25 protein-coding genes and 1 pseudogene are annotated in these 25575 nt (G+C 31.1%); 18 read left to right on the forward strand and 8 right to left on the reverse strand.

The annotated features are described in order from the left end of the window. The 3 genes from BUB36_RS12200 to BUB36_RS12210 all read left to right on the forward strand — a co-directional run. Nucleotides 1-288 (forward strand): group II intron maturase-specific domain-containing protein (locus BUB36_RS12200; RefSeq protein ID WP_278247835.1); only part of this gene is annotated, 288 nt, incomplete at its 5' end. 614 nt (nt 289-902) lie between these two features. After that, nucleotides 903-1403 (forward strand): 4Fe-4S binding protein, encoded by a 501-nt coding sequence (locus BUB36_RS12205; protein ID WP_242655808.1) that lies wholly within the window; start codon nt 903-905, stop codon nt 1401-1403. 27 nt (nt 1404-1430) lie between these two features. After that, nucleotides 1431-1661: a glutaredoxin family protein gene (locus BUB36_RS12210; RefSeq protein WP_073150573.1), complete on the forward strand. Its 231-nt coding sequence runs from the start codon at nt 1431-1433 to the stop codon at nt 1659-1661. A gap of 184 nt (nt 1662-1845) precedes the next feature. On the opposite strand, the gene BUB36_RS12215 is transcribed toward BUB36_RS12210, so the two are convergent. From BUB36_RS12215 to BUB36_RS12235, 5 genes are all read right to left on the reverse strand, one after another. Next, entirely contained in the window at nt 1846-2520 is a 675-nt protein-coding gene (locus BUB36_RS12215) for a GNAT family N-acetyltransferase (RefSeq protein ID WP_073150576.1), read from the reverse strand. 154 nt (nt 2521-2674) lie between these two features. Then, complete coding sequence (locus BUB36_RS12220; RefSeq protein WP_073150579.1) at nt 2675-4327, reverse strand: cobalamin B12-binding domain-containing protein; 1653 nt, start codon at nt 4325-4327, stop codon at nt 2675-2677. Beyond that, on the reverse strand, nt 4327-5463 hold the full coding sequence (locus tag BUB36_RS12225; protein WP_073150582.1) for an NAD/NADP-dependent octopine/nopaline dehydrogenase family protein: 1137 nt from the start codon (nt 5461-5463) through the stop codon (nt 4327-4329). Before BUB36_RS12225 ends, BUB36_RS12220 begins: the two co-directional genes overlap by 1 nt. An 878-nt stretch (nt 5464-6341) precedes the next feature. Then, nucleotides 6342-6722 carry a DUF4363 family protein gene (locus BUB36_RS12230; RefSeq protein WP_073150585.1) on the reverse strand — a complete coding sequence of 127 codons (381 nt, stop codon included), beginning with the start codon at nt 6720-6722 and terminating at the stop codon, nt 6342-6344. Continuing rightward, the gene (locus BUB36_RS12235; RefSeq protein ID WP_073150587.1) at nt 6719-7411 is read right to left on the reverse strand and encodes a YetF domain-containing protein; all 693 of its coding nucleotides are present in this window, start codon (nt 7409-7411) and stop codon (nt 6719-6721) included. Before BUB36_RS12235 ends, BUB36_RS12230 begins: the two co-directional genes overlap by 4 nt. A gap of 153 nt (nt 7412-7564) precedes the next feature. Here BUB36_RS12235 and BUB36_RS12240 point away from each other — a divergent pair. The 3 genes and pseudogenes from BUB36_RS12240 to BUB36_RS12250 form a co-directional block, all read left to right on the forward strand. Beyond that, a pseudogene (locus BUB36_RS12240) lies at nt 7565-8035 on the forward strand (transposase); the annotation flags it as partial. Between the two features lie 569 nt (nt 8036-8604). Then, nucleotides 8605-8955 (forward strand): hypothetical protein, encoded by a 351-nt coding sequence (locus BUB36_RS12245; protein ID WP_073150592.1) that lies wholly within the window; start codon nt 8605-8607, stop codon nt 8953-8955. Then, nucleotides 8952-9809, forward strand: coding sequence for a GGDEF domain-containing protein (locus tag BUB36_RS12250; RefSeq protein ID WP_073150594.1), 858 nt, complete (start codon nt 8952-8954; stop codon nt 9807-9809). Before BUB36_RS12245 ends, BUB36_RS12250 begins: the two co-directional genes overlap by 4 nt. Nucleotides 9810-10065: 256 nt before the next feature. Here the strand turns inward: BUB36_RS12250 and safA are convergent, their stop codons facing one another. Both safA and BUB36_RS12260 read right to left on the reverse strand, forming a co-directional pair. Continuing rightward, nucleotides 10066-10707, reverse strand: a complete 642-nt coding sequence (safA, locus tag BUB36_RS12255; protein WP_330390495.1) for a SafA/ExsA family spore coat assembly protein — start codon at nt 10705-10707, stop codon at nt 10066-10068. A gap of 235 nt (nt 10708-10942) precedes the next feature. Then, nucleotides 10943-12160 carry a 2,3-bisphosphoglycerate-independent phosphoglycerate mutase gene (locus BUB36_RS12260; protein WP_073150597.1) on the reverse strand — a complete coding sequence of 406 codons (1218 nt, stop codon included), beginning with the start codon at nt 12158-12160 and terminating at the stop codon, nt 10943-10945. A 453-nt stretch (nt 12161-12613) separates the two neighbouring features. Here BUB36_RS12260 and BUB36_RS12265 point away from each other — a divergent pair, with 453 nt between their 5' ends. Further along, complete coding sequence (locus BUB36_RS12265; protein WP_073150600.1) at nt 12614-13060, forward strand: DMT family transporter; 447 nt, start codon at nt 12614-12616, stop codon at nt 13058-13060. A 144-nt stretch (nt 13061-13204) separates the two neighbouring features. Here the strand turns inward: BUB36_RS12265 and BUB36_RS12270 are convergent, their stop codons facing one another. Beyond that, nucleotides 13205-13909 carry a BON domain-containing protein gene (locus BUB36_RS12270; protein ID WP_073150603.1) on the reverse strand — a complete coding sequence of 235 codons (705 nt, stop codon included), beginning with the start codon at nt 13907-13909 and terminating at the stop codon, nt 13205-13207. A 534-nt stretch (nt 13910-14443) separates the two neighbouring features. Here BUB36_RS12270 and cdaA point away from each other — a divergent pair. The 11 genes from cdaA to BUB36_RS12325 all read left to right on the forward strand — a co-directional run bounded on the left by cdaA (nt 14444) and on the right by BUB36_RS12325 (nt 25288). Continuing rightward, nucleotides 14444-15277: a diadenylate cyclase CdaA gene (cdaA, locus tag BUB36_RS12275; RefSeq protein WP_334293003.1), complete on the forward strand. Its 834-nt coding sequence runs from the start codon at nt 14444-14446 to the stop codon at nt 15275-15277. Next, nucleotides 15270-16601, forward strand: a complete 1332-nt coding sequence (locus BUB36_RS12280) for a CdaR family protein (protein WP_073150605.1) — start codon at nt 15270-15272, stop codon at nt 16599-16601. The genes cdaA and BUB36_RS12280 overlap by 8 nt, the downstream gene beginning before the upstream one ends. A gap of 42 nt (nt 16602-16643) precedes the next feature. Further along, on the forward strand, nt 16644-18371 hold the full coding sequence (locus tag BUB36_RS12285) for a sigma-54 interaction domain-containing protein (protein WP_073150608.1): 1728 nt from the start codon (nt 16644-16646) through the stop codon (nt 18369-18371). Nucleotides 18372-18599: 228 nt separating this feature from the next. Next, on the forward strand, nt 18600-19682 hold the full coding sequence (buk, locus tag BUB36_RS12290) for a butyrate kinase (protein ID WP_073150611.1): 1083 nt from the start codon (nt 18600-18602) through the stop codon (nt 19680-19682). Next, entirely contained in the window at nt 19682-20587 is a 906-nt protein-coding gene (gene ptb, locus BUB36_RS12295; protein ID WP_073150614.1) for a phosphate butyryltransferase, read from the forward strand. The genes buk (BUB36_RS12290) and ptb overlap by 1 nt, the downstream gene beginning before the upstream one ends. A 141-nt stretch (nt 20588-20728) precedes the next feature. Continuing rightward, nucleotides 20729-21805, forward strand: a complete 1077-nt coding sequence (gene buk / locus BUB36_RS12300) for a butyrate kinase (protein WP_073150616.1) — start codon at nt 20729-20731, stop codon at nt 21803-21805. 126 nt (nt 21806-21931) lie between these two features. Then, on the forward strand, nt 21932-22606 hold the full coding sequence (locus BUB36_RS12305; RefSeq protein ID WP_073150619.1) for a nucleotide-binding protein: 675 nt from the start codon (nt 21932-21934) through the stop codon (nt 22604-22606). Between the two features lie 64 nt (nt 22607-22670). Further along, nucleotides 22671-22901 (forward strand): 4Fe-4S dicluster domain-containing protein, encoded by a 231-nt coding sequence (locus BUB36_RS12310; RefSeq protein ID WP_073150621.1) that lies wholly within the window; start codon nt 22671-22673, stop codon nt 22899-22901. 32 nt (nt 22902-22933) lie between these two features. Continuing rightward, the gene (locus tag BUB36_RS12315; RefSeq protein WP_073150624.1) at nt 22934-23995 is read left to right on the forward strand and encodes a 3-methyl-2-oxobutanoate dehydrogenase subunit VorB; all 1062 of its coding nucleotides are present in this window, start codon (nt 22934-22936) and stop codon (nt 23993-23995) included. Beyond that, entirely contained in the window at nt 23995-24741 is a 747-nt protein-coding gene (locus tag BUB36_RS12320; protein WP_073150627.1) for a thiamine pyrophosphate-dependent enzyme, read from the forward strand. The genes BUB36_RS12315 and BUB36_RS12320 overlap by 1 nt, the downstream gene beginning before the upstream one ends. A 1-nt stretch (nt 24742) precedes the next feature. Continuing rightward, a complete protein-coding gene (locus tag BUB36_RS12325) occupies nt 24743-25288 on the forward strand; it encodes a 2-oxoacid:acceptor oxidoreductase family protein (protein ID WP_073150629.1) in 546 nt (181 codons plus the stop codon). The last annotated feature ends 287 nt before the right edge of the window (nt 25289-25575 follow it).

A 25575-nucleotide genomic window follows, 5' to 3' on the forward strand; every position in this document is an offset into this window, starting at 1 on the left:
ATTAGGGAGCTAAATCCTGTATTAAGAGGATGGATGAATTATTATCGTGTGGCGAATATCAAGGGTTTTATAAGAGATTTCATGGGTTGGTTACGCAGAAGATTAAGAATGATAAAGATGAAACAATGGAAAACCTACAAGGCAATGCATAAAGAAATGAGAAGACTAGGTATTAAAGGAAATGGTTTAAAGATGGCAGTAACAAAGTGGAAGAATTCCAAAGTACATATAATACATCAGATATTACCAAATAAGTACTTTGAAGACCTAGGTCTTATTGATATGTAGAAATACGAAGTTGGGTTATTGTCGAATTATTATTATTATTATTATTAATTCGGTGAGAAATTTCAGGAGCGGGATACGGCAAACGTAAGTCCGGTTCTGTGAGAGCAAAGAAAACAGGACTAATTATCCTGTTTTCTAACTACTCGATGCAAAAAAACAAAAAAAGTATATGTAGGGTGTTGACATTATTTAGAATATATACTATAATAAATATACCTACCCAGGGTATACGGGGAAATAAAAATAATCTATTTGGTTAAAATAATAATAGGAGGGATAAGTTTATGAATATAAATATTACTGATAAGGCAAAGGAAATGATTAAGAAGACTTTAAATGATAAAAAAATTAATGATCCTGTGATAAGGATATATATCGCTGGTATTGGCTGAGGTGGCCCATCATTTGGAATTGCTCTGGATGAGCAAAAAGAAAATGACCTAGTAGTAGAGGATGATGGAATAAACTATGTCGTAGAAGACGATTTAGTAAGTAAGTATGGTGGATTCAGTGTAGATTATTCTACTAACTGGCTTCATAAAGGCTTTACAGTCAAACCAAGTTATGGAGGTTCAAATTGCTAAATAAATAAATTGAAGAAGGAGGAAAAGAAGGTGATAAAAGCAAAGTCACATATGAAGTGGTCATGGATTTTTATGGTTGCCTTCATATTATTTTCAATATTAGACATTAGATTCGGTGTGTTGGGCTTTATTTGTATGACGGTTCCAATGTATCATGCCATAAAGGGTAGAGGAAAGATTCACTGTTCCCATTATTGTCCAAGGGGTTCTTTACTTGGCAATTTTCTAAAAAATATAAGCCTACAAAACAATTTACCTAAAAGCTTAAGAGGGAAAACTACAAAGAATATATTACTTATATTAATGATGATTATGTTTTCAATTTCTTTAATCCATGCAGGACCAAGTTTTAGTAGAATAGCCTTTGCAGTTTTTAGACTAATGATGGCATCATTAGCGTTAGGAATTGTTATGGGTATTATATTTAAACCTAGGGCTTGGTGCCAAGTGTGTCCAATGGGCTATGCAACTGGATTAATTAAAAATGTGAAGGATAAAAAAGATATAAATAGCAATAAAAAAGCAGCATAATATTTTGATTGATGGAGGAGAATTGATATGAATAAAAAAATAACTATTTATACAAGTGATACTTGTGGATATTGTCACATGGCAAAGGATTATTTAAAATCCAAGGGTGTAGATTATCAAGAAAAAAATATATCGAGAGATATGAATGCGAGAAAAGAATTGATGGCACAAGGTTTTATGGGAGTACCTATTATAAATATTGATGGAGAAGTGATTCAAGGTTTTGATAAAAATAGATTAGATGAATTATTAAAATAAAAAAAGTTTATTTTAAATTCCAGTAAACACGATTGTTTACTGGAATTTTTCATTGCCTAAGGGCTTAAATTATTACTAGTAAAATATTAATGTAAATTATTTTCTTTATAAAAAGACCCTAGCACTTGCAACTTGGAACATGGAACTTTCAATTCAAAACGTATCGAAGACGCCTTTATCCTTTTTACATAGTACCCTGTAGCTTTACTTTATCAACTGATTTATAGTATATAAGATCTGTATAAAGTTTTTTCTCATATTTTTCGTACCTAACTCCAGCTAATGTATATTTTTGCTTTTTTCTAAATGCCAATGAAGCTAAATTGGGTGTAGGACTAATAATTGTTTCAGCAAATATATTAGTTATACCTGCTTTTGCTATATCCACGATAAGTCTTTTGTATAGTCTACTGCCTATGCCCTTGCCAGTATACCCAGCTAATATAGCAGTCTTATCTATAACTATAAAATTATTAGTTTTATTCTGGTTGAAATCAGGAGACCAGTAGATGTCTTGAATCCAATTAGGATTATCCTTTAGCCATTGATTTTTAGTATAAGCCATTAAGAAGCCTAATGGTTTATGTGATTGAGCTATATAAAAATAATCAAGTTCTTCAATTTTCTTGAGAAAAAACTTCTTGTATTTATTTGGACTTGATGTATAATTATCCATCAAGAAACCTTGTGTAGAATCTTTGTTTTTTGTCCCTACGCTGCAAGCAATACTATATATTGTATCAACATCTTTGGGTAAAACCTTCCTAACTCTAATAGAGTTATTATCTGTATGCAACTTATTAGTGGTAGATTTTTTTTTCAATACCGAGACAGTATCTAAATGTAAAGCTTCAATCATAAACCATCATCTCCTTATTAAATTAAAGTATAGTTTAGAGATAAACAACTTCAAGGTTTAATAAATTTCAAAGAAAAAATGTAGAAGCCTTCATTATCTTCTTTGAAATTTATTTTGAATGTTAATGTTGTTTATCTATAGTAAAAAATTATGATTATGCTATTGTAATATAATCGGCTTTTATACTGAATAATTGTGATAATCTTTCCTCTTCAGATATAGCTCTACCTAGCTCTCTTGAGTAGGCTAAACATTTACCATCTATGATTCTGGTTTCTAAATGGCCTTTAGCATTTGGATTGCCCCTTAGATGAGGAGCATCTATTATTCCTTTCTTGATAGCGTCGGTTAATACTATTGGATCAGACCATGGATCATAGCTCTCAGTATATATTTTCTTTAGAGCGTTTAAAAGAACTTTAGCTTCATTTATTAGTTCATTTTTTCTATTTATTACAGATTCATCTTGCGTCATATCTGCCATACCATGTAAAGTTGAACGAATAACACCCCTTACAATTTTGCAGCTTTCAATGACATCTTCGGGTTTAGCTGCATGGTCAGCTTCACTAAAGCCTACTACGTGGACTATATGAGGCTTAATACTCATGGCTAGGTATGTTGAAGCAGCTAATTGACCCTTTGCAACATCTAAATCGGCACTAAGACTAGCAAGACCTGCCCTTACCTGTCTAAATACTTTAAAGGTTTTATCCTCTAGTGATTCTATAAGCTCAATTTTTGCAAGCATTTTTGCTAAATCCATTTTATGATGCATAGATGGTGGAACATTAAACATGTATTGTGCAATATAATGTTTAACTCCCATTTTCTTTGCATTGTAAGCAGCTAAAAATGCCATAACTACTCCAATGGTATCATGGGCATCCCTAAGGCTCCAGTGATGAGATTCATTAACTTCTACAGGTATATTCCTTTCACCGTGCCACTTCATGAGCTGTTGACCTTCTCTAATTGAATTTAAAACTTCTCTAGGACCTCTACCATCCAAAACATTATACCAGCATAATGGAACAGCACACCATGCATTATTTATTGTATTCTTCAATAATTCTGCAAATTTAAATACTTCTGAAGTTCCACTATAACATCTTAAAAGAGGATAATTACCTGTTCTTGAACATTCATAAAGTTTTTGAAAATCTTCCGCTGTTCTTAAAGGCACACCACCTGCCCCATCTAGATCATGATTCATTTTTTCTGGAGTAAAAAAGTTTTCTTGGGCATTTTGGTCAGGACCTATTGAAATTATATCCAAAACCTTAGATTCAGCTATCTTTTTCACACCTTTAAAGGTTTCTTCTAAAGATGGTAAGCCAAAGTGATGTCTTAAAACTGGATAAGGATATTTGCTATCTATTCTATCAATAAGATTCTGTGGGAAATATGTTTTAACTTCCCTTAAATTATTTCCCTTTATATATTGAATTACATCATCTAAATCTTCAGTACCATCAAATATCTTAGAAAAGAAGTCATATTTCCTAGCAATATTTGAAACGGGTTTAGTACCGCCAAATATCCATGTGATATTTTGCAAACTATTTTTTTGTATTTTGTTTTGTAATTGATTTAGCAAAGGAACTACAGATTCTGGAGTTAATCTAAAACCTATAGAAACTACATCTGGTTTTTTTTCAAGTACTGCATTTATTAATCTATCTATACTCACAGCTGCTCCTAAGAATTCAGTTTTATGTCCTTCTTCCTCAACTAATCTTAAAAAGTTTACAACTCCACCTACGTGAACGCAATTTCCTATTGCAGCTCCCAAGAATTTTTTCATTATGCAACCACTCCTTCATTTGAACTATCTATTTCTCCTTTAACTACATAATTTATTATTTCATCTACAGTTGATAATCTATCAAGACCCATATCAGTTATTTTTCTACCATATCTATAATAATCTGTATTGTGAATAATAGAAGCTAGCTGAATAATAGAATCTATTGTTGGAGTATTGATTCCAAGATGTCTACCCATATCTGAAATAGGAACCAAACTTTGGGGGACATCTTCGTAGATATATCTTGTTTCCATAGTTGAAGGTGCAAATATACCATGATATCCCTTTGTATTATTTAGTGCTTCGCATAAAGTATTGCCCTTGGCACCATAGGTATAATTGAGCCACTCCATCAAAGATATAGTATTTACCTTCAGTTTTTTAGCAATCAATAATCTTTCATAATCGGCTTCCTCAATAACTCTTGCTATGGACGGTGTAATACCATCTATATAATACTGAAAGTTTCCATGTGTGTTTTCTATTCTTCCACAATTTAATATGGTAGGTATAGGATGTAACATGGCACCTATATTATTAAAACTTGTTTCTAAAACATTTATTGATGGAGTAAATTCTGGGAAAACATCTTTTATAATATTGGTAAATTCTTTTGTTCTTGTTGCTGGTAATGCCGATACTTTAACTTCATTCTTTTTACCAAATATCTTTACTTTCCCATTATATAAGCTTCTACATGCAAATAATAAAGTTTGAGCTTCAATAATACAAACTTCCTTTACAGGATTATATTTTGCAATAATATTTTTAAATTCCAATGCACCACCTGTTCTACCAGGATTAAGAACTATATATTGATTTGGTGCTATAATAGGGGCGATTTTATTAGCTAGAAATTTATGGGCACTTGCAGGTGATACGACCATGATGACATCAACATTCCTTATTGCCCTTTCAATATTATTTGTGACTAAATTCAAAATACCACGACCATTATAACATCCTTCAAGATCAATATATCCTTTTTGCTTTATGTCTTTGATACGTTCAATGCTGCGATTATATAAATTAACGCTATACCCCTTAAGTGCTAGATATCCAGCAATTGCTTGGCCACCGTTGCCAGCTCCGATAACTGCAAAACTTAGTTTTTTATAAAAATTTTTTTCCATACACAAACCTCCTCGTACTTTTCTATGAATTATAATTTCTACAAGATACTAATTTATTAAAATTAGCCTGCTGTTAAAAGTGTTTTTGCAGGTTATTTTATTTTTAAATAGAAATGATTATTAAACGAAAAATGCAATATAAATAGACGAATGTATAAAATTAACAACACATTTAGCGAGATGATTTTATAAACTCTATATAAAAACAACTAAATATAGAAGTTATAAAAGTATTAGAAATTATAGTTTCTATTTTGAAATTATTGCAGAAGGATCATCTCTATCGAGATTTAAATGTCGATATATTTAGATATGATTAGACAATAAATATGCTTAATAAGTGATAATTTCAAATATATAACATTGCTAAATAAAGTATAAGAAATAATTCCACTAATATTAAAATTGTTTAGTGAATAAATCTAAATTTGTTTAAATGTAATGTGTAAAATTAAAATATATAAAATTAAGAAAAGTTTAAAATATAAAAGAAGTAGTTATAAGAGTAGTCATAAACAGAGGGTTTTAGATAGGTTTAAGTACCTCTGTAAAAAAGAGACTTTTCACAATAGAATAACCTCTTCATAGATTTCCTCTAACTTTAAAAAATCAATATGTAAATAAATATACTATCCCTATAAAATTATATCACAAAAAAAAACATATGTAAATAATTAACAATAAAATTTTTGAAAAATATTTATAGATTAATTTTTGCATATATTATGATGTGATGTAATGATATTATTTTAACTTATCAAAATTAAATAATGATTATTGTGATATTTAGCTACGTAAAAAATCATGTTTTTACACAGAAAAATATAATAAACACGATATCCTATATAAAAGAATTATTGAATTTAGGTATATCTAAATTAAAAAATATTATGCAATGATAAAGATTCTTTTTCTCTAATATGATTTAGAAAATATTTTAAAGCAGCAGTTTCGCCTATGGATAAAGATTTATCATTTATAGATATATATTTCTTTATTTTTTCTAAAGTAAGATTTATTTTTTCCATTTCTTCATGTTCAATGACAAGCATTAAAACTTTTTTCGTATTTTTCCATTTTATATATATATCATTATAAATTGAAACTGCTGAGTTCCAGTTATTATTATATATTTTATCTTCCATTTCAGATAACATAGAGTTAATATTATGTACTGATTTTTCTATAAAATTATATATAATTATCCAAGAAGTTATCAATATTATAACTATAAATGCAGATATAAAAAGAGATTTCATTTTTCTATCCCCTTTTCGTCATTTTTAAGATGCAGACTGAGTTTTTTATTTTGATCTACTGATCCATATAAAATTTTATTGATATCATCTATATTCTGCTTTCTCAATTCTTTATACAACCAATTAAAGTTAAGAGAAGCTTTATGAAGATTTTGTCTGTTAATTTTACCATCTACTATTAGACTAACAGGCAAACCCTCTTCTTCTACTTTAATTTTTAGGTCTGAAGGGGTTAATGGTCTCTTAGAAGATTTAGGAATCACACTTAATTCGCCATTTGTTTCAAGTATTGCAAATTCTATATCATCTATATTTTGAAAGTTTTTAATGCGTAGTTGTTCAATTAAATCATTTATATTAATACGCAGCTTTTTTAACTCCCTTTCCACAATATTTCCATTTTGTATTAGAATACTAGGTTTTCCACATATTATAGCTCTAGCCTTTTCACTTTTAAGAGTTAAAAAAGATATTATTACTTGTAAAAAAACAAGTGTAGACATTGCAATAACACCGTTAATGAATGGCATTTCTACAGATTCCATAGAAAGAGATGCAAGTTCTGCTATCATAATAATAATAACTAATTCATAGGGTTGAAGTTCTGAAAGTTCTGCTTTGCCCATTATTCTAATAGCTATAACTACTAATATATAAAGGATTGTTGTTCTTATAAAAATTGTTATCATAAAAACACCTCTTACTATATATAAAAGAATATTTTTTATTTATACTAAATAGTTTTCTCATAAATGATAAAAAAAATTATATTTTTTAATTCTAAATGTTAATTGATTAACTTAACTCGTTGTGTTAGTTAAAATTTACAAATAAAAAAACCCCAGCAAATTATGTTAACCTATCATTTACTTGTAAGTCTTGATGGATTTGTAACTGATTTTGTCCTTACTTAAACAAGTATTGATGACAGAAAAATAGTATGGGATTTACTAGAATCCTATCAATCAATAACTGTATTGGGAGATAAAGGATACATCAATAGTAACATTTCTCCTGAGCTAAAGTATGAGAAAAACATTAATCTTATTCCTTTAAAAAGAAATAATAGCAAGGATCAATATCCTAAATCCATAAGACAGTTAATATTTAAAGCTAGAAGAAGAATTGAAACCACTGCTTCGCAGCTCACTGAACAACTTAATATTGAAAAAGTACTGGCTAAGTCTTTCTGGGGATTGCAAACACGCTTGAAAACCAAACTTTTAGCCGCCTATAATCTTTGCTATTTCATCAACAAAGCATTAGGGAAAGATTCAGATTTAGCAAAGATAAAGGAATTAATATTTGGATAATTAATCTAATTATCCAATTTTAATACTGGTATGACAGAAATTTAGCACTTGGAAATTTTTAAGGGCGATAGCCCATTGATTTATAAGAAATTCAGAATAAGCATTAGAAATTTGGGGTTTTCTGATTTTTGCTGGAAATTACAGAAAAAAATTTGCATAATAAAAGCATCCTTTTTATAATAGTTTTGCTCAAAAATTACACAAAAAGGATGCTGATAAGATGAATAAAAGTTATTTGAAACAATTACTCACCTATATTAATAAGATATACCATATAGGCAAAAAAAATCAATATTTTAAAGGATAGAAGATTAAAATCTGAAGTAAAAATTTCAACAATTACTTTTGTATAGAATTTACATAGTAAAACTTAATTTATACATGTACAAATACGCAACGTTTCTGGGCGTTTTGGACATGTATAAATTAAAATCTTTACTTAAATTTCTATAATGCTATTTTAAGTAAAATGAAAAATAATAAGAATACACAAAATGCTAGTAAAATATTGTTTATGTATACATGTTGTGGTAAAATGATAGTGTAATTTGTCAAAAGGAGATATTTATATGAAAAATGTAGTTGAGAATAAAAAAAGAGCTGAGATAACAATGAGCATGTCGGAATTTGAAATTCCTCCAATGCAGGATGCTTTAATAGTTGGTAAAAACGCTCCTATAGGACCCGAAGCAGCAAGAAGAATGGTTGACATCGTATCTCCTAATCAATATGAAATCATAACAATAGATCATCCTATTATTGAAGCCATAGTTATTCGCAAAACTATAATGAATATGATAGAAAAGGATAAACTAGTGAAAATAATTTTAGACGAGGGAGAGAAGGTTGTTGATGTGTCAACAATAATTAAAGTACAGCTAAATATTGTACTACACGTCAGCAAATCCGTAGACCTATGATGCGAAGTGTATCAGAAATTATGTTAAAGAATTTTAGAAATATAAATTTGCTTGATGGTGTAAAAAAAGCACAAGACTTTGTAATAAATGAAGGTATAGACTATTTTCCAGTAATCGATCAAAAAGAGATAGTAGGAATACTAACTTATAGAGATTTAATAAAAGCACATCCTAATAGAATAGTAGCAGATGCTATGAATGATACGATCATATCTATTTCTTCATCTGCATCTATTTGGGAAGCAAAGGAGATATTCGATAATAATGACATAGATGCTGTATTGATAATTGATAATGAGGAACTAACAGGTATTATTACCAGAAACTTGTTATATGCTGAATTAGGTAAGCATACCGATTTATTGACTGGATTATATAAAACTGACTACATATACTACCATACCAGAAAACTGATTAGTAGCAAGAAAAATCCAGCAATTATTTTTATTGATGTAAACAATTTTGGATATATTGATAAGAAATATGGACATATACAGGGAGACATTATACTAAAAGAAATTGCTTCAATATTAAAACAAAGTATGAATTCAGAAACATTTTTATGTAGATTTGGAGGAGATGAATTTACTATTTTAACGCCTTATGATTTAGACAGATGTATTAATTTTACTAAAAAAATATTGAGTAAAATATCAAACTATAATTTTATTAATAATATAAAAATAAATGTTTCTGCAGGAATTGCACTAAACAGTCATGAAGCGGATTGCTCAGATATTATTTCTATAATATATGATTTAATAAATAGAGCTAGTCTTGCTTCAACAAAAGCAAAAAAAGAAAAACATTCATATCATATTGCAGAAGATGATAAAGTATATAGTATTAGTTAAAGGAGTTTTGAAATAGATATATACTTTGATTTTCTATGGTTATATATGGTAAAATTATTAAAGGAAAGATATTTGACATTAATAATAAGTTACGAATATGATTTTTATCAACTTGCAAATAAAGACTGCAAGATAGTAAGCTTTAAAAAAATTCAAGTTTGTCAACAGCCATAAAAAAGCCATAAATATTTTTTTTATGATTGTTGACAAATAATATAGTCTTATACAGTTTGAAATATCTGATTATGTTTTTTTCCTAAGGTCTTATAAACATTTGTGTCCAATATGTTCTTCCACTAGAATTTTTTGCGTATCCAACACCTATTTCAGTAAAATTCCTGTTTAATATGTTGGCTCTATGTCCTGAGGAATTCATCCATCCCCTTACAACATCTTGGGCAGTTCTCTGACCCATAGCAATATTTTCTCCAGCGGTTGAATATCGGATTCCAAAATCCTTCATCATTTTAAAAGGTGATCCATATGTTGGTGATGTATGATTGAAGTATCCTCTATTTTTCATATCTTCAGATTTATATCTTGCTACCCTAGATAGTTGCCAATTGTGTTTTAGTGGCGTTAACCCATATTTTTGTCTCTCAATGTTAGTAAGTCTAACTACTTCTTTTTCAATGGCTTTGACTGTACTAAATAGAGGAACATATACCTTATTTCCAGGATATATTAAATCTGGATTTTTAAACTGAGGGTTTGCAGCAATAATTTCACTAAGACCTATCTGATACTTTACAGCTATTTTCCATAAAGAATCCCCTCTTTGCACTATATATACATCAGTATCATTATTTTGAGCTTGAGCTGAGATACTGCTTAGATTAAATATAACTAATAAGCAGAAAATGGCAAAAAAAGTTAATAGGAATCTATTTATCTTCAAAAATATTTCCTCCTTTCATATATAGTTTTTCTTATAAACAATTAAATAATTACAAGATAAAAATGGCAAATAAGCATGAACTAGCTAAATAATAAATAAAACAAAAAATTAAGGATTTGTAGATATTAAAAAAATAAGGGAAGATTTCAAAAAAAAATTAAACCTCCAGTGGATTGAACGATTGAGGCTTAATTCAAATATAATTTAAAATAAATATGAAGTTACATTTCTTTACTTATGCACCAAATTTATTTAATCTTTTTGCATTAGCTAAAAGTAACGTCATAAGATATTTGCTTTTAAAAAAACCAAGACCCCCAACATTACAAGCATTTTCATGAAAGCATACAACATCATCTCTTCCCGAAAATTGGCTGTTTAGTAATACAGGGACAGGATGAAAACTATGGGAACGCATTGAACAAGGTGAAGAATGATCACCAGTTATAGCAATAACATCGGGTCTGTTTTTTAATAGTGTGTTAAGTGCTCTGTCTACTTTCTCTATACAGTTTACTTTAGATTCAAAGTTTCCGTCTTCACCTGCTTGATCTGTACCCTTGACATGTATAAAGAAAAAATCATATTTTTGTTTGTTTTCAATATAGGTTTCAAATAATCCTTCTATTGAATTGGGAGCAGAAAGCAATTTCATTCCTAATAAGGATGCAATACCTCTATACATAGGATAAGCAGCTATGGCAGCAGATTCTAGACAATATTTTTTTCTCATACTGAGGATGTCTGGTTTTTTAGAAAAACCTCTAGTCAAAAATCCATTTGTTGATGGATAACTACTTAGTAATTCAAATCCTTTCTTTATAAATTTATTTACTACAGAGGCTAAAAAGATAGAAGCCTCATTATGACCTTTAGCTTTTAAAGGTGGTTTACCTTCAACTTGAGGATCAGTATCATCTATAAGTGAATCAATTTCTTTATCCCTACTTCTAAATATCGTTACAAACCTATGGCCTTCTCCAGGTTCAATTATTATTTCAACGCCATCTATTGACTTTATTGATTTTAAAATATTACAAAGTTCTATAGTTTTTTCAGTTGGTATTCGTCTAGCTCGTCTATCTATTATTTTTCCATCTGCACTAATAGTAGCAAAATTACATCTTGCAGCCACATCACCATCGTGTAAATTTAGACCTAGACCAACTGCTTCTAGAACACCTCTACCTATAGTAATCTTTGTAGGGTCATAACCAAAAAGTCCTATATGTCCAGGACCGCTTCCAGGAGTAATACCCAAAGAAACAGGAATCATTCTACCAACAACGGATTCAGAAGCCAATTTATCAAGGTTTGGAGTTTTGGCATATTCAAGAGGGGTTTTATAATTATAATCTCTATTTCTAATATCGCCTACTCCATCTAATACAATTAGAACTATTTTTGAATTATTACATTTAACTATATTTTGAAGTATATCTTCATGATTCACAGAATCGCCTCCTAAAATGATTATTATTTTGTTTTTGCTAAGGAACTCAAATATTTAAAAAAATATATGTCTTAAACGTAGCAAATTGAATTGAGACAGATGATTACAAATTAAAATATTGATACAAGTTGTTTGCTTTTAAAACTTACTAGAAAGACCTTAGTACTTGCAACTAAAATGCGTCGTTAGATGACTTTGTTCATAAATTATGTAATTACTTGTCTAATTATTCCTCGACAAATTAAAATAATAGATTTGTCGAACATGGTAATTATTCATGGATACAAAACTAAACATAATATGATATACTATTTGTGTCGAATTTGAAATTGTTAGCAGAATATAAAGTATTAATTCTATTTCCTAGGAAATATGTTTTAAAAGAAAATTATAGAAAGAAATTTTAAAAAAAGAGCTTTATATAAATCTATTGATCCATAATGGAGGGAGAATATGTTGATTTATGGGATAATAGCTGCTGTATTTGGAGGAATATTTATTGCTTTACAGGGTTCTATAAATGGTATGATAGGTAGTAAAGTTGGTATATTTACTACCGTTATTATACCAGTAATAATTCAGATTATTATATTATGTACAATGCTTCTATTTAACAGACGATTATGGATAAATATACTTAAACTAAAGGATATTGAGTTTGGATTGGGATTTTTAATAATTTCAGCCCTTTTAGGGTTAGCCATAATGAGCTTTTTAACATTTTCTATAATGAAAACAGACCCTTTAATTGTTTTTGCCATAGTGGTTTTTAGTCAATTATTTACAGCAATGATTGTAGAACATTTTGGTTTCTTTGAAGCAGCACAAAAAAGTATATCAAGCTACAGAGTTCTAGGGCTTATAGCTATTTTAGTAGGCATAGGGTTGTTTTATAAATAGTAATAAAGGCGTTATATAAAGCCTTTAAAAAAACTACAATTTATTTGTTTCTGCTTCAAAGAAGAATCCTCATATGCTTATTTATGCACTTCCTTTACTGATTTTTAGTATGTATAGAACCTAAGCCTTGTCAAAACCTATTTTTTATATTTGCTTTTGATTGTCCCTTCGTATTTTAAGTTTATTTATAACCTTTCTAACACCTTCTACTTCCATTGCTATTTCTTTTGCTAGTTCTATCTCCTGTCTACTATTTACAAACCCAGACAAAGTTAGTTTACCATTTTTCACATTATGACCTATATCCATAAGGCTTAGGTCAGTTTTACCAAGAGCAGTACCAACTTTACTGCTTATTGTTGAATCATCATATTCTCCATAGGACTCAATCTTAATATTATTAACTACATCTTTAATTCCTCTAGTTTTTGACGCTAAGCTACATGCTTCCTTAGCTTCCTTTAAGGTACGTGTAGAACCTATTAAATTAGATACACCGTCATTAACCTTAGTATTGACACCATTTAAAGCTTCGTTTTTTCTTAACCTACTAACAATTTCTTTTTCCATATGTTTATCCGTAATATTGCTATCCATAGCTACAGTTATCTTGTTTTCAATTTTTCTTACTCCATCTATACTTCTAACAATATCTTCTGATTTAATCTTTTCAGACAACACATCTACTATTCCAGATAGATGAACGTAACCATCTTTACAAAAGACATTAATATCCATAGCACTTTCTTGCATTTTTTCTTCCAGCTGATCCTTGATTTTATCAACTATTACATCATCTTGTGAAGGGGATCTATCATCTTGAATCCAATTAGCTCTCTTATCTTGCATATTACCATCCTTTCAAAATAATAAATTGAGATATGTATGAACTATTTAATCTTATTTTAAAGATATAAAATAATATCTATATAGGATTTACATAGTAAAACTTAATTTATACATGTACAAATACGCAACATTTCTGGGCGTTTTGGACATGTATAATAAATTAAAGTTTTTACTTAAATTCCTATAGATAACCAACATTATAATTTATAATACTTCTTAACTATGATGAGGTTAAGATGTCTTTGTTATTATTTTTCCACAAAATAAGAAAATTTATAAAATAAATTTGTAATATCAATGTCATAGAATAGTAAAATTTATGCTGTAAAATGTAATAAAATAATGATGCTATTAATTCAAAAAATGACATAACATTTGTAAAAATAGATATATAATAGAATTTAATGACTACTTAATTTGATAAAATAAGCTTATTATTAAAAAATAAGGTTTAAGTCTCAGTAAATAATATAATAGTGATATTGAAGAAATGTTTAAAAAACTGTACAATAAGATTATATAAAAAATTAAGAGGTGTTTGATTTGGAACAACTACTTGAGATGGTTTTAAACATAGGCATATTAGATATAATTGACATGACCATCGTAGCCGTTGTGTTTTATAAATTGTATATGCTTATTAGAGATACAAGGGCAGAGCAGCTTATTAAGGGTTTGCTGATTTTATTAGTAGCTACAAAGCTAAGTGAATGGTTGAAATTATACGTTGTTAATTATATTTTGACTAAGACTATTACTGTAGGGTTTATAGCTCTATTAATAGTTTTTCAGCCAGAACTTAGAAAAGCACTAGAACATTTAGGAAGAAGCAGATTACTACTTACTAAAAATATTGTTGAAATAGCCCATGAAGATTTAGACAATAGAATAAAGGAAATAACCGATGCTGTAGCCTCCTTATCTAGGCAAAAGATTGGAGCTCTTATAATTTTGGAAAGAGATACTGGGATTAACGAGGTTATAGAAACTGGTACCCTTATTGAAGGGAAAATATCAAGCAGCTTACTTATAAATATATTTATTCCAAATACACCTCTTCATGATGGTGCGGTAGTTATAAGGAAAGATAAGATTATGGCAGCGGGATGTTTTTTACCCCTTTCAGAGAATCCTAATCTCAGTAAAAAGCTAGGTACAAGACATAGAGCTGGGTTAGGCATAACGGAAACCAGTGATGCTCTAGCTATAATGGTATCGGAAGAGACTGGTGGTATATCTGTTGCTGCTGCAGGAAAGCTTTCGAGATTTTTAGATATTGACACATTGAAAACAATAATTAGGGAAGCCTTCAGTCGTGAAAAACAAAGCAAATTTATTAACTTGAAGTGGAGGCATAAACATGATTAAATTTTTAAGAGGGTTATTTGAAAGTAGTAAATTATCAAGGAATACAACTCCTAAGTTAGTTTCTATTTTATTTGCTATAGTTCTTTATATATATGTTATGGGAGAAGTAAATCCAGAAATTGAAAAGGAGTTAAATAATATTAAAGTAAATCTTTTGAACAAAGAGGAATTAGAAAATTCGGGACTAGTATTTATTGATCAAAATGAGTTTACTGTGAATGTAAAGATTTCTGGAAAAAAGAATGAGTTATATAAAATATCTCCAGATGATATAAAAGTAAGCGCTGATTTAAGTGGTGCCAAACAGGGTGAAAATATTAAAATATTACAAGTAAGCAAACCTGTAAATATTGAAATAAAAGAAATCACTCCTCAACAAATAAACGTAAGACTTGATAAAATCATAAAAACACAAAGGACTGTTGAAATCGTAAAAAATGGAAATCTAAAAAGAGGATATGAAACAGGGCAGCCACAAATTACGCCTGATGAAATATTGATAGAAGGACCAGAAACAAAAGTCAAATCCGTTGCTAAGGTTATTGGGGAAATAAATGTTGAAGGTGTTAAAGAAAATATTAGAAAAAATGTTCCTGTAAAAGCTGTAGATAGTCAAGGGAAGGATGTTATTGGTGTAAAAGTAGAAACCAAGAATGTAAATGTATTTTTACCTGTATTGAAGCTAAAAAATGTAGAAATTAAGCCAGTAATAGTTGGAAAGGTAAAGGAAGGATACAAAATTACAAATATTGAAGTAATACCTAAAAATATTATGCTAAAAGGCAAAGAGGATATAGTTAATAAAATAAATGAAATCCTAACTAAACCAATAAATGTTGATGAATTGGACTCAACCTTGGTAACAGAAGTTAATTTAATTCTGGATGAAAGGGTTGAAATGCCATATTTACAAGCACTACCTAAGGTTCATATTGAAGTGGAAAAGATAGAAACAAAGGAATTTACATTTAAAGCCAATCAAATATCCGTTAATAATTTAAATAATACATTAACTACAAATATTGGAGATTTAACCCAGGATATTAAGATTAAGATCAGCGATGTTAGAAGTGTTTTGGAAGATGTAAAGAGAAGTGATTTGGAATTAATCCTAGATGCAGAAGGATTAGATGAAGGAGTTTTTATTCTTGATTTAAGACTTAATAAAAATCGAGGATATGAAGACATTGAAATTACACCTAAGAGTATTGAGATAGAGATATATGAGAAAAAAAATAAGGAAGATGTAGTTGAAACTATAAATAATAACAATAATACAAAAGAAGATCCTTTAGAGGGACTAATTGATATGCCTGGAAATTAATCCAGGCAATATTTATAGCATAAGCTAAAATGAGGTGAGATAATGAAAAGAGAGATTGAGATAATATTAAATTCTACCCATGATGCTATGATTGCTGTTGATTCAAATGGAATAATAACTTTATTTAATAAGGCTGCAGAAAAACTCACTAAGCTAAATGCAGATGATGTTATGGGAAAATACGTTGCCGATGTAATAGAGACTACAAGACTTCCTTATATTTTGGAATCTGGCGAATCAGAGCTTAACAGAAAACAGCCCCTTGGGGACATAAATATTGTTACAAATAGGATGCCTGTAAGGGATGAAAAGAACAATATAATAGGAGCAGTAGCAGTTTTTAGGGATATAACTGAAATAGTTGATCTTGCAGAAGAAATAACGGATCTTAAGGAAATGAAGATAATGTTTGAAGCAATATTTAATTCTACCCAAGATGCTATATCTGTTGTAGATCAACATGGAATAGGTGTACTTATTAATCCTGCCTATACAAGATTAACGGGTTTATCTAAGGAAGATGTAATAGGTAAGCCTTGCTATGTTGATATATCTGAAGGAGAAAGTATACATTTAAAGGTGTTAAAGTCAAAAAAACCAATTAAAGGTGCTAGGATAAAGGTAGGCCCTAAAAGAAAAGATGTATTAATAGATGCAGCCCCAATGCTTGTCAATGGTGAATTAAGAGGAAGTGTTGCAGTTATACATGATCTAACCGAAATAAAAAGACTTACTTCAGAGTTAGATGAAGCTAAACAAATAATTAGAAAATTAGAAGCCAAATATACCTTTGATGATATAATAGGCTCTCATGAAAAATTGATAAATGCAATAGAAAAAGCTAAAATTGCAGCTGTAACTCCTGCAACAGTCATATTAAGGGGGGAAAGTGGAACTGGTAAAGAACTTTTTGCCCATGCTATACATAATGCAAGTAATAGAAAATACAGTCAATTTGTAAGGGTTAATTGTGCTGCTATAAGTGAAAGCATATTGGAAAGCGAGTTGTTTGGATATGAAGCAGGTGCATTTACAGGAGCGCTAAAAGAAGGCAAAAAAGGATTATTTGAGACGGCACATGGAGGGACAATTTTCTTAGATGAGATTGGTGAAATAAATATGAGTATACAAGCTAAGCTTCTTAGAGTGCTTCAAGAAAAGGAAGTAGTGAGAGTAGGAGGAACAAAGCCTATATCAATTGATGTAAGAATCTTAGCTGCTACAAATCTTGATCTTGAAAGGGCCGTAAAGGAAGGAAGATTTAGAGAAGATTTATATTATAGGTTGAATGTGATTCCAATTAGAATACCAGCCCTAAGAGAGCATAAAAAAGATATACATGAGTTAACAAGACATTTTATCAGGAAATATAATCAAGAGTATGGAAGATATGTAACTGATATTTCAAAGGAAGCATTACAAATACTTATGGAAAATGAGTGGCCTGGTAATGTTAGAGAACTAGAAAATTATATAGGAAGAGCTATTATAAATATGAAATTTAATGAGACCACTATAAAACCCCATCATCTACCACAAACAGCTAAAATTCTAGATGATGACAGAAAAAAACTTACTGTAAATAGTTTTGGTATCGGTAAACAAGAAAACAACGTAGCACTTGAAGAATTTATAGAAAGAGTAGAAAAGGAATATATTGGAGAAGTATTGAAAAGAAACAATTACAATAAAACCCAGACTGCTAAGGATATAAAGATTTCAATTAGAAATTTATATTATAAAATAAAAAAATATGGATTGGAAAAATAAAATCGTGAGTTAAATTAATAACAAATCATGCAAAGAGTTGCACGTTTATAATGATATGTGCAATTTTTTGCGTGCAATATTTTGCATATACAAGAAAATAATTAAAATATTAGTAATACTCATTATAAAAAATGGGAAAAATACAATAGTTGAAAGATGAAAATATTATACTGGCATTTTGGCATGTGACTTGCTAATTTATAATAAAATAGGAGGTGCCTGTAAAAAATGAATAGAGAATATGTTTTGGTTATTAATCCTGGTTCCACATCAACAAAAGTTGCAATTTTCCAAGATAGGGAAAACGTTTTACAAAAAAATTTGAGTCATGCTTCAGAAGAGTTGGATAAATACGAAAAAATAACTGATCAATTTGAGTATAGAAAAAATATTATTCTTGACTGGTTAAAAGGTGAAGGTTATGAAACATCTCAGCTTAAAGCTGTAGTTGGTAGAGGTGGATTGTTAAAGCCTATGCCTAGCGGTACTTATATTGTTACAGATGTAATGATAGATGATTTGAGAATTGGAGTTCAAGGAGAGCATGCGTCTAATCTTGGCGGTATCATAGCAAAAAGCATTGCAGATATTGAAGGCATAAATTCATATATAGTTGACCCTGTAGCTGTTGATGAGTTTGATGATGTTGCCAGAATATCAGGTATGGCTGAGATAAAAAGACGTTCATTGCTTCATGCTTTAAATATAAAGGCTGTTGCCCATAATATTGCTAAGCAAAAGAACAAAAAAGTTGATGATTTAAATTTAGTGATAGCTCATCTAGGTGGAGGTATTTCAGTAGTACCTCTTAGAAAAGGTAAAATGATAGATGCAAACAATGCGAATGAAATGGGACCCTTTTCGCCTGAGAGAACAGGGGGACTTCCCGTTGGAGACGTAGCGAAAATGTGTTTCTCTGGAAAGTATACATACCCAGAAATGAAAAAGAAAATGCGTGGCAAAGGTGGACTAGTAGCATATCTAGGAACAAACGATGCCAGAGAAGTTGTTAAAATGATTGAAAATGGTGATGAAAGAGCTAAGTTGATATACGAAGCTATGGGATATCAAATAGCTAAAGAAATTGGTGCAATGGCAGTAGTATTAAATGGAGAAGTAGATGCCATAGTACTTACTGGTGGTATAGCTCATTCAAAGATGTTGACTGACTATATTCAGGATATGGTAGAATTCATTGCTCCAGTAATTCTTCAACCAGGTGAGGATGAAATGAGGGCTTTAAATGAAGGTGTTCTTAGAGTATTATCTGGTGAGGAGGAAGCAAAAATCTACGAAAACGAGGTGAAATAATGATTAGAAATTTCAATGATGTTATAAAGTATGCTAAGGAAAGAGGACCCAAAACTATATCAGTAGCATGTGCACAGGATGCCGAAGTATTAATAGCAATTGATAAAGCTAACAAAATGGGCATAGCCAACGCCATACTGGTTGGAGACAAAAGAAAAATGGAAGCAATAGCAGATGAAAAATCCATAGATTTAAGAAAATATGAAATAATTGATATTAAAGATTTAAGTGAGGCATCCTTAAAGGCAGTGGAGCTAGTGTCAAGTGGAAAAGCTCATATTGTTATGAAAGGTTTAGTAGATACATCAATAATATTAAAGGCTGTACTAAATGCAGAAGTAGGGCTTAGAACAGGAAATGTGTTAAGTCATGTAGCTGTATTTGATATATTAGGATATGATAGACTGTTCTTTGTAACCGATGCAGCTATGAATATAGCACCAGATTTAAATACTAAGAAGCAAATAATTGAAAATGCTGCTAAGGTAGCCCATTCACTAGATATAGATGAGCCTAAGGTTGCTGTTATTTGTGCTAAAGAAAAGGTAAATCCTAAAATGCCAGCAACTGTTGATGCTAGTGAATTAGAAAAAATGAATAAAAATGGTGAAATAACAGGATGTGTGGTTGGTGGACCATTTGCGTTAGATAATGCAGTATCAATTGAGGCTGCAAAGCATAAGGGTATAGATCATCCAGTTGCAGGAATGGCAGATATATTAATGGTACCAACTATAGAGGCTGGAAATGTATTATATAAATCAATGGTATTTTTCTCAGACTCAAAGAATGCTGGGATTATTGTAGGAGCCAAGGCTCCAATAGTTCTTACATCTAGAGCTGATAGTGAAGAAACAAAACTCAATTCAATAGCGTTGGGAGTACTGATGGCGGCAAAGCAATAGCAAGTGTTGAATGTTAAAATGTTGGAGGTTGAATGTTATAGGGTAATCAAATAGGAGAAAAAAGACCTAAAAGAATGACCTGAATTAACCTACAACCTACAACCTATAACCCACAACAATTTAACGAAAGGTGGTATAAAAATGAGTAATGTTTATAGAGTATTAGTTATAAATCCAGGATCGACTTCTACTAAAATAGCAATATATGATAATGAAAAACCTGTTCTAGACACTACATTAAGACACCCTACTGAGGAAATAAATAAATATGAAAAGATATATGATCAATATGAATTCAGAAAAAATGTAATATTAGATGCATTAAATGAAAAAGAAATAAATCTAACAAAGCTAAATGCAGTAGTAGGCAGAGGAGGACTTTTAAAACCTATAAAGGGTGGAACATATAGTGTAAATGAAAAAATGCTTGAAGACTTGAAAGTAGGAGTTTTAGGAGAACATGCTTCTAACCTAGGTGGGATATTGGCCCATGAGATTGCATTGAATCTAAATATACCTGCATTTATAGTGGATCCAGTTGTGGTAGACGAATTGCAAGATGTAGCGAGGATATCAGGCATGCCTGAAATAGATAGAAAAAGTATATTTCATGCATTAAACCAAAAAGCTGTTGCAAGACGTGCAGCTAAAGAAAAGGGTAAAAACTATGAAGATATGAATTTTATAGTTGCACATCTAGGTGGAGGAATCTCAGTAGGTGCCCATAGCAAAGGTAATGTTATAGATGTTAATAATGCTTTGGATGGAGAAGGACCATTCTCACCAGAAAGATCAGGGGGACTTCCAGTAGGTGATTTAGCTAAGCTGTGCTTCTCAGGTAAATATACCCATGCTGAAATTAAGAAGATGATAAAGGGTAAGGGTGGATTAGTAGCTTATCTTGGAACCAATGATGGTAGAGAAGTTGTTAAAATGATTGAAAATGGAGATAAGAAAGCAGAACTTATTTACAAAGCAATGGCATATCAAGTTGCTAAGGAAATAGGAAGCTGTGCAGCAGTACTAAAGGGAAATGTCGATGCCATAGTTATAACAGGTGGTATAGCATATGACAAAATGTTTGTAGACTGGATAAAAGAGAAGGTAGAATTCATATCAGAAGTAATAGTATATCCAGGAGAAGACGAAATGATAGCCTTGGCAGAAGGTGGATTAAGGGTATTAAGGGGAGAAGAAGAGCCTCAGGAGTATAAATAGAACTGTTGAATGTTAGAATGTTGCATGTTTTTTTGAGTTGTTTTTTAGATTAAAAGACTTAAAAGAATGACCTAAACTGACATACAACATATCTCATACAACATTCAACATATTGTAGGTGATTACATGCTAAATGATAACAGAATTAGAATCATTATAGGTCACTATGGTAGTGGTAAAACTGAATTTGCAGTAAATTATGCTATGAAGCTTGTGGATGAAGGCAAGAAGGTAGCTTTGGCAGATTTAGATGTAGTAAATCCGTATTTTCGTTCTAGGGAGAAGCAAGATATTCTTGAAGCAAAGGGTATCAGAGTTATAGGAAGCTCCCTTGGGATGAAGTCTGGCGCTGATTTACCAGCCATTTCTGCAAGTGTTCTTGCCCCAATACAGGATGAATCCTATGATGTGGTTTTAGATGTTGGAGGAGATTCTGTAGGAGCAAGGGCATTAGCAAGATACTATAGTTACTTTAAAGAGGGTAATTATGACATGTTTTGTGTTTTAAATGCAAATAGACCTGGAACTAGGACAGTGGAAGATGCCATGGAGCATATTAGGAGTATAGAAGCAGCATCTAGAACTAAGGTCACTGGAATAATTAATAATACCCATTTGCTTAGAGATACCAGTATAGATGATGTTTTAATGGGGCAAGAGCTTGCTAAAAAGGTTTCAGAGAATTTACAAATACCAATCAAATATGTTAGTGCTCTGGAAAAGGTTGCCCGACTGCTTCCCGAGGATATTGAAGGATATATATTCCCCATCAAAATGTATATGAGGGAAGATTGGATGTAAATTTTCTGAAACTGAATATGCAAGATTTTAATAAATAGTACTTTTAACGAGGAGGGTTGTAACAATGGCGAAAGCGAAGGGAAAGGTTTCTTTTAATGAAGATTTATGTAAAGGCTGTGAGCTTTGTACAACAGTATGTCCAGTTAACATAATTGAGATGGATAGGGAAAGAATCAACATCAAAGGGTACCATCCTGCAACAGTTAAGGAAATGGATAAGTGTATAGGTTGTGGGAATTGTGCTACTATCTGTCCAGATGTTGTAATAACAGTAGAAAGAGAAATTGAAAAGTAAGCTAACCAAAGTTAGAGGAGGGAGATATAAATATGGCTAAGATATTGATGAAAGGTAACGAAGCCATTGGTGCAGCAGCTATAAAGGCTGGTTGTAAGTTTTTCTTTGGATATCCAATAACACCACAAAATGAGCTTCCTGAGTATATGGCAAGAGAGTTTGGTAAACATGGTGGAACCTTTGTGCAAGCTGAAAGTGAAGTTGCGGCTATAAATATGGTATATGGAGCAGCAGGTAGCGGTGCAAGAGTTATGACTTCATCATCTTCACCAGGAATTGCATTGAAGCAAGAAGGTATTTCATATATAGCAGGTGCAGAGCTTCCTTGCGTTATTGTAAATATAGTAAGAGGAGGTCCTGGACTTGGAGGAATTCAGCCAGCTCAATCTGATTATTATCAATCAACTAGAGGTGGCGGAAATGGAGATTATAAGTTAGTTGTTTATGCTCCAGCAAATCTTCAAGAGGCTGTTGACCTTACAATGGAAGCCTTTGAAGTTGCTGATTATTATAGAAATCCAGTAATGGTTGTTGGAGACGGTATGATTGGACAAATGATGGAGCCAATCGAATTCAAAGAGCTTAAGAAAAGAGAGCTTCCACCAAAGGATTGGGCTACAACTGGGACTAAGGGTAAGAGAAAGCCAAATATTATAAACTCCCTTAGACTTGACCCAGCTGAATTAGAAAAATTAAACTTAAAAATTCAAGAAAAATATAGAGAAATTGAGAAAAATGAAGTTAAGTATGAAATGTATAATATGGAAAATCCAGAATTAGTATTCTGTGCTTATGGTACTACTTCAAGAATAGTTAAAAACGTTATTGAACTACTAAAGGCTGAGGGTATAAATGCAGGTTTAATTAGACCTATAACATTATGGCCATTCCCACATAAAGCCTTTGATGAAATTCCTGAGACGGCAAAAGCTATCTTAACTGTTGAAATGAGTTGTGGACAAATGATAGATGACGTTAAAATAGCTAATAATGGTAGATTACCAGTAGGATTTTATGGTAGAGTTGGTGGAATGATTCCTACGCCACAAGAAATTGTAGATAAGGCTAAAGAAGTGTTAGGGGGTGTTAAGTAATGGCAATTGTATTTAAAAGGACAGAAGGACTAGCAGAGATTCCCTTCCATTACTGCCCAGGATGTACCCATGGGATAATCCACAGATTGGTAGGGGAAGTTTTAGAAGAATTGGGAGTATTAGGAGATGCAATAGGAGTTGCACCTGTTGGATGTTCAGTTTTAGCATATGATTATTTTAATTGCGATATGCACGAAGCTGCCCATGGACGTGCTCCAGCAGTTGCAACTGGAATAAAGAGAGTACATCCAAATAATGTTGTATTTACTTATCAAGGAGATGGAGACCTTGCATCAATAGGTACAGCTGAAATTGTACATGCAGCTCATAGGAGTGAAAATATAACAACAATATTTGTTAACAATGCAATATACGGTATGACTGGTGGACAGATGGCACCAACAACCCTACCAGGACAAAAAGCGACAACTTCACCATATGGTAGAGATCCAAAGCATTGTGGTATGCCTCTTAAGGTATCTGAGATGCTTGCAACTATACCAGGTGCATCCTATGTAGAAAGGGTATCAGTTCACAATCCTGCAAATATAAGAAAAGCTAAAAAAGCTATTAAGAAGGCCTTTGAATGTCAATTAGCTGGTAAAGGTTTTTCAATAATAGAGGTATTATCTACATGTCCAACAAACTGGGGATTAACTCCAGTAGAAGCCCTTAAATGGTTAGAGGAGAATATGCTGCCATATTATCCACTTGGAAATTTTCGTACTCCAGAGGAGGTGAAGTAAGATGACAACAGAAAGAGTAATTTGTGCAGGCTTTGGTGGTCAAGGAGTTATGTCAATAGGGCAGCTTCTTTCATATGCGGGAATGATAGAAGGAAAGCATGTGTCATGGTTACCATCTTACGGACCTGAAATGCGTGGAGGTACAGCAAATTGTAATGTAACTATATCAGATACTCCCATAGGGTCTCCAATAATAGCCAACAATGCAACAGCAGCTATAGTAATGAATTTACCATCACTTATAAAATTTGAAAAAGAATTAGAAAGTGATGGAATAATATTAATAAATAGCTCACTTATAGATAGAAAACCTGAAAGAGATGATGTGAAGTCCTATCAGATACCAGCCAATGAAATAGCGGTTGAGATAGGTAATGGTAAGGTTGCTAATATGGTTATGTTAGGTGCATATTTAGAACTGACTAAGATAGTAAAGGTTGAGACTGTTGTAGAAGCTTTAAGAAAGGTATTTGGGCCTTCTAAAGAACATTTGATACCATTGAATGAAGAAGCTCTTAAAAGAGGAGCAGAAGCTGTAAAAGCATAATAGTATGTAAAAATATGTTATTAAAAGAGCAAGGAAATTTGCGGTTTTGCCGCAAGAATTCTTGCTCTTTTTTCTTTTTTTGAAGTCAACATTACATTTTTAAGAAAATAATATCAAAAAATTCCATCTTCAAAACCTGTAAAATACTAGAATCTTTCAAAAAATATTAGAAAATTCAATAAAAAGTGAATTTTGGCTAGATTTATGCAATTGTGTTATGCAATGATATAAATCTTAAATATGGGACCTTAGGAGGGATTAAAATTTCACATTTAACATTTAAGAAT

Source organism: Paramaledivibacter caminithermalis DSM 15212, from assembly GCF_900142245.1.
GTDB lineage: Bacteria > Bacillota > Clostridia > Peptostreptococcales > Caminicellaceae > Paramaledivibacter > Paramaledivibacter caminithermalis.

Bases quoted from the DNA above. Each gene is read 5' to 3' on its own strand.
- BUB36_RS12225 (WP_073150582.1), bottom strand. From the start codon at position 5,463: ATGGAAAAAAATTTTTATAAAAAACTAAGTTTTGCAGTTATCGGAGCT.
- BUB36_RS12250 (WP_073150594.1), top strand. From the start codon at position 8,952: ATGATGCGAAGTGTATCAGAAATTATGTTAAAGAATTTTAGAAATATA.
- ptb (WP_073150614.1), top strand. From the start codon at position 19,682: ATGATTAGAAATTTCAATGATGTTATAAAGTATGCTAAGGAAAGAGGA.
- BUB36_RS12235 (WP_073150587.1), bottom strand. From the start codon at position 7,411: ATGATAACAATTTTTATAAGAACAACAATCCTTTATATATTAGTAGTT.
- BUB36_RS12280 (WP_073150605.1), top strand. From the start codon at position 15,270: ATGATTAAATTTTTAAGAGGGTTATTTGAAAGTAGTAAATTATCAAGG.
- BUB36_RS12245 (WP_073150592.1), top strand. From the start codon at position 8,605: ATGAAAAATGTAGTTGAGAATAAAAAAAGAGCTGAGATAACAATGAGC.
- BUB36_RS12310 (WP_073150621.1), top strand. From the start codon at position 22,671: ATGGCGAAAGCGAAGGGAAAGGTTTCTTTTAATGAAGATTTATGTAAA.
- BUB36_RS12320 (WP_073150627.1), top strand. From the start codon at position 23,995: ATGGCAATTGTATTTAAAAGGACAGAAGGACTAGCAGAGATTCCCTTC.
- BUB36_RS12220 (WP_073150579.1), bottom strand. From the start codon at position 4,327: ATGAAAAAATTCTTGGGAGCTGCAATAGGAAATTGCGTTCACGTAGGT.
- BUB36_RS12215 (WP_073150576.1), bottom strand. From the start codon at position 2,520: ATGATTGAAGCTTTACATTTAGATACTGTCTCGGTATTGAAAAAAAAA.
- buk (WP_073150616.1), top strand. From the start codon at position 20,729: ATGAGTAATGTTTATAGAGTATTAGTTATAAATCCAGGATCGACTTCT.
- BUB36_RS12270 (WP_073150603.1), bottom strand. From the start codon at position 13,909: ATGCAAGATAAGAGAGCTAATTGGATTCAAGATGATAGATCCCCTTCA.
- BUB36_RS12305 (WP_073150619.1), top strand. From the start codon at position 21,932: ATGCTAAATGATAACAGAATTAGAATCATTATAGGTCACTATGGTAGT.
- BUB36_RS12285 (WP_073150608.1), top strand. From the start codon at position 16,644: ATGAAAAGAGAGATTGAGATAATATTAAATTCTACCCATGATGCTATG.
- BUB36_RS12315 (WP_073150624.1), top strand. From the start codon at position 22,934: ATGGCTAAGATATTGATGAAAGGTAACGAAGCCATTGGTGCAGCAGCT.
- buk (WP_073150611.1), top strand. From the start codon at position 18,600: ATGAATAGAGAATATGTTTTGGTTATTAATCCTGGTTCCACATCAACA.
- BUB36_RS12325 (WP_073150629.1), top strand. From the start codon at position 24,743: ATGACAACAGAAAGAGTAATTTGTGCAGGCTTTGGTGGTCAAGGAGTT.
- BUB36_RS12265 (WP_073150600.1), top strand. From the start codon at position 12,614: ATGTTGATTTATGGGATAATAGCTGCTGTATTTGGAGGAATATTTATT.
- BUB36_RS12230 (WP_073150585.1), bottom strand. From the start codon at position 6,722: ATGAAATCTCTTTTTATATCTGCATTTATAGTTATAATATTGATAACT.
- BUB36_RS12210 (WP_073150573.1), top strand. From the start codon at position 1,431: ATGAATAAAAAAATAACTATTTATACAAGTGATACTTGTGGATATTGT.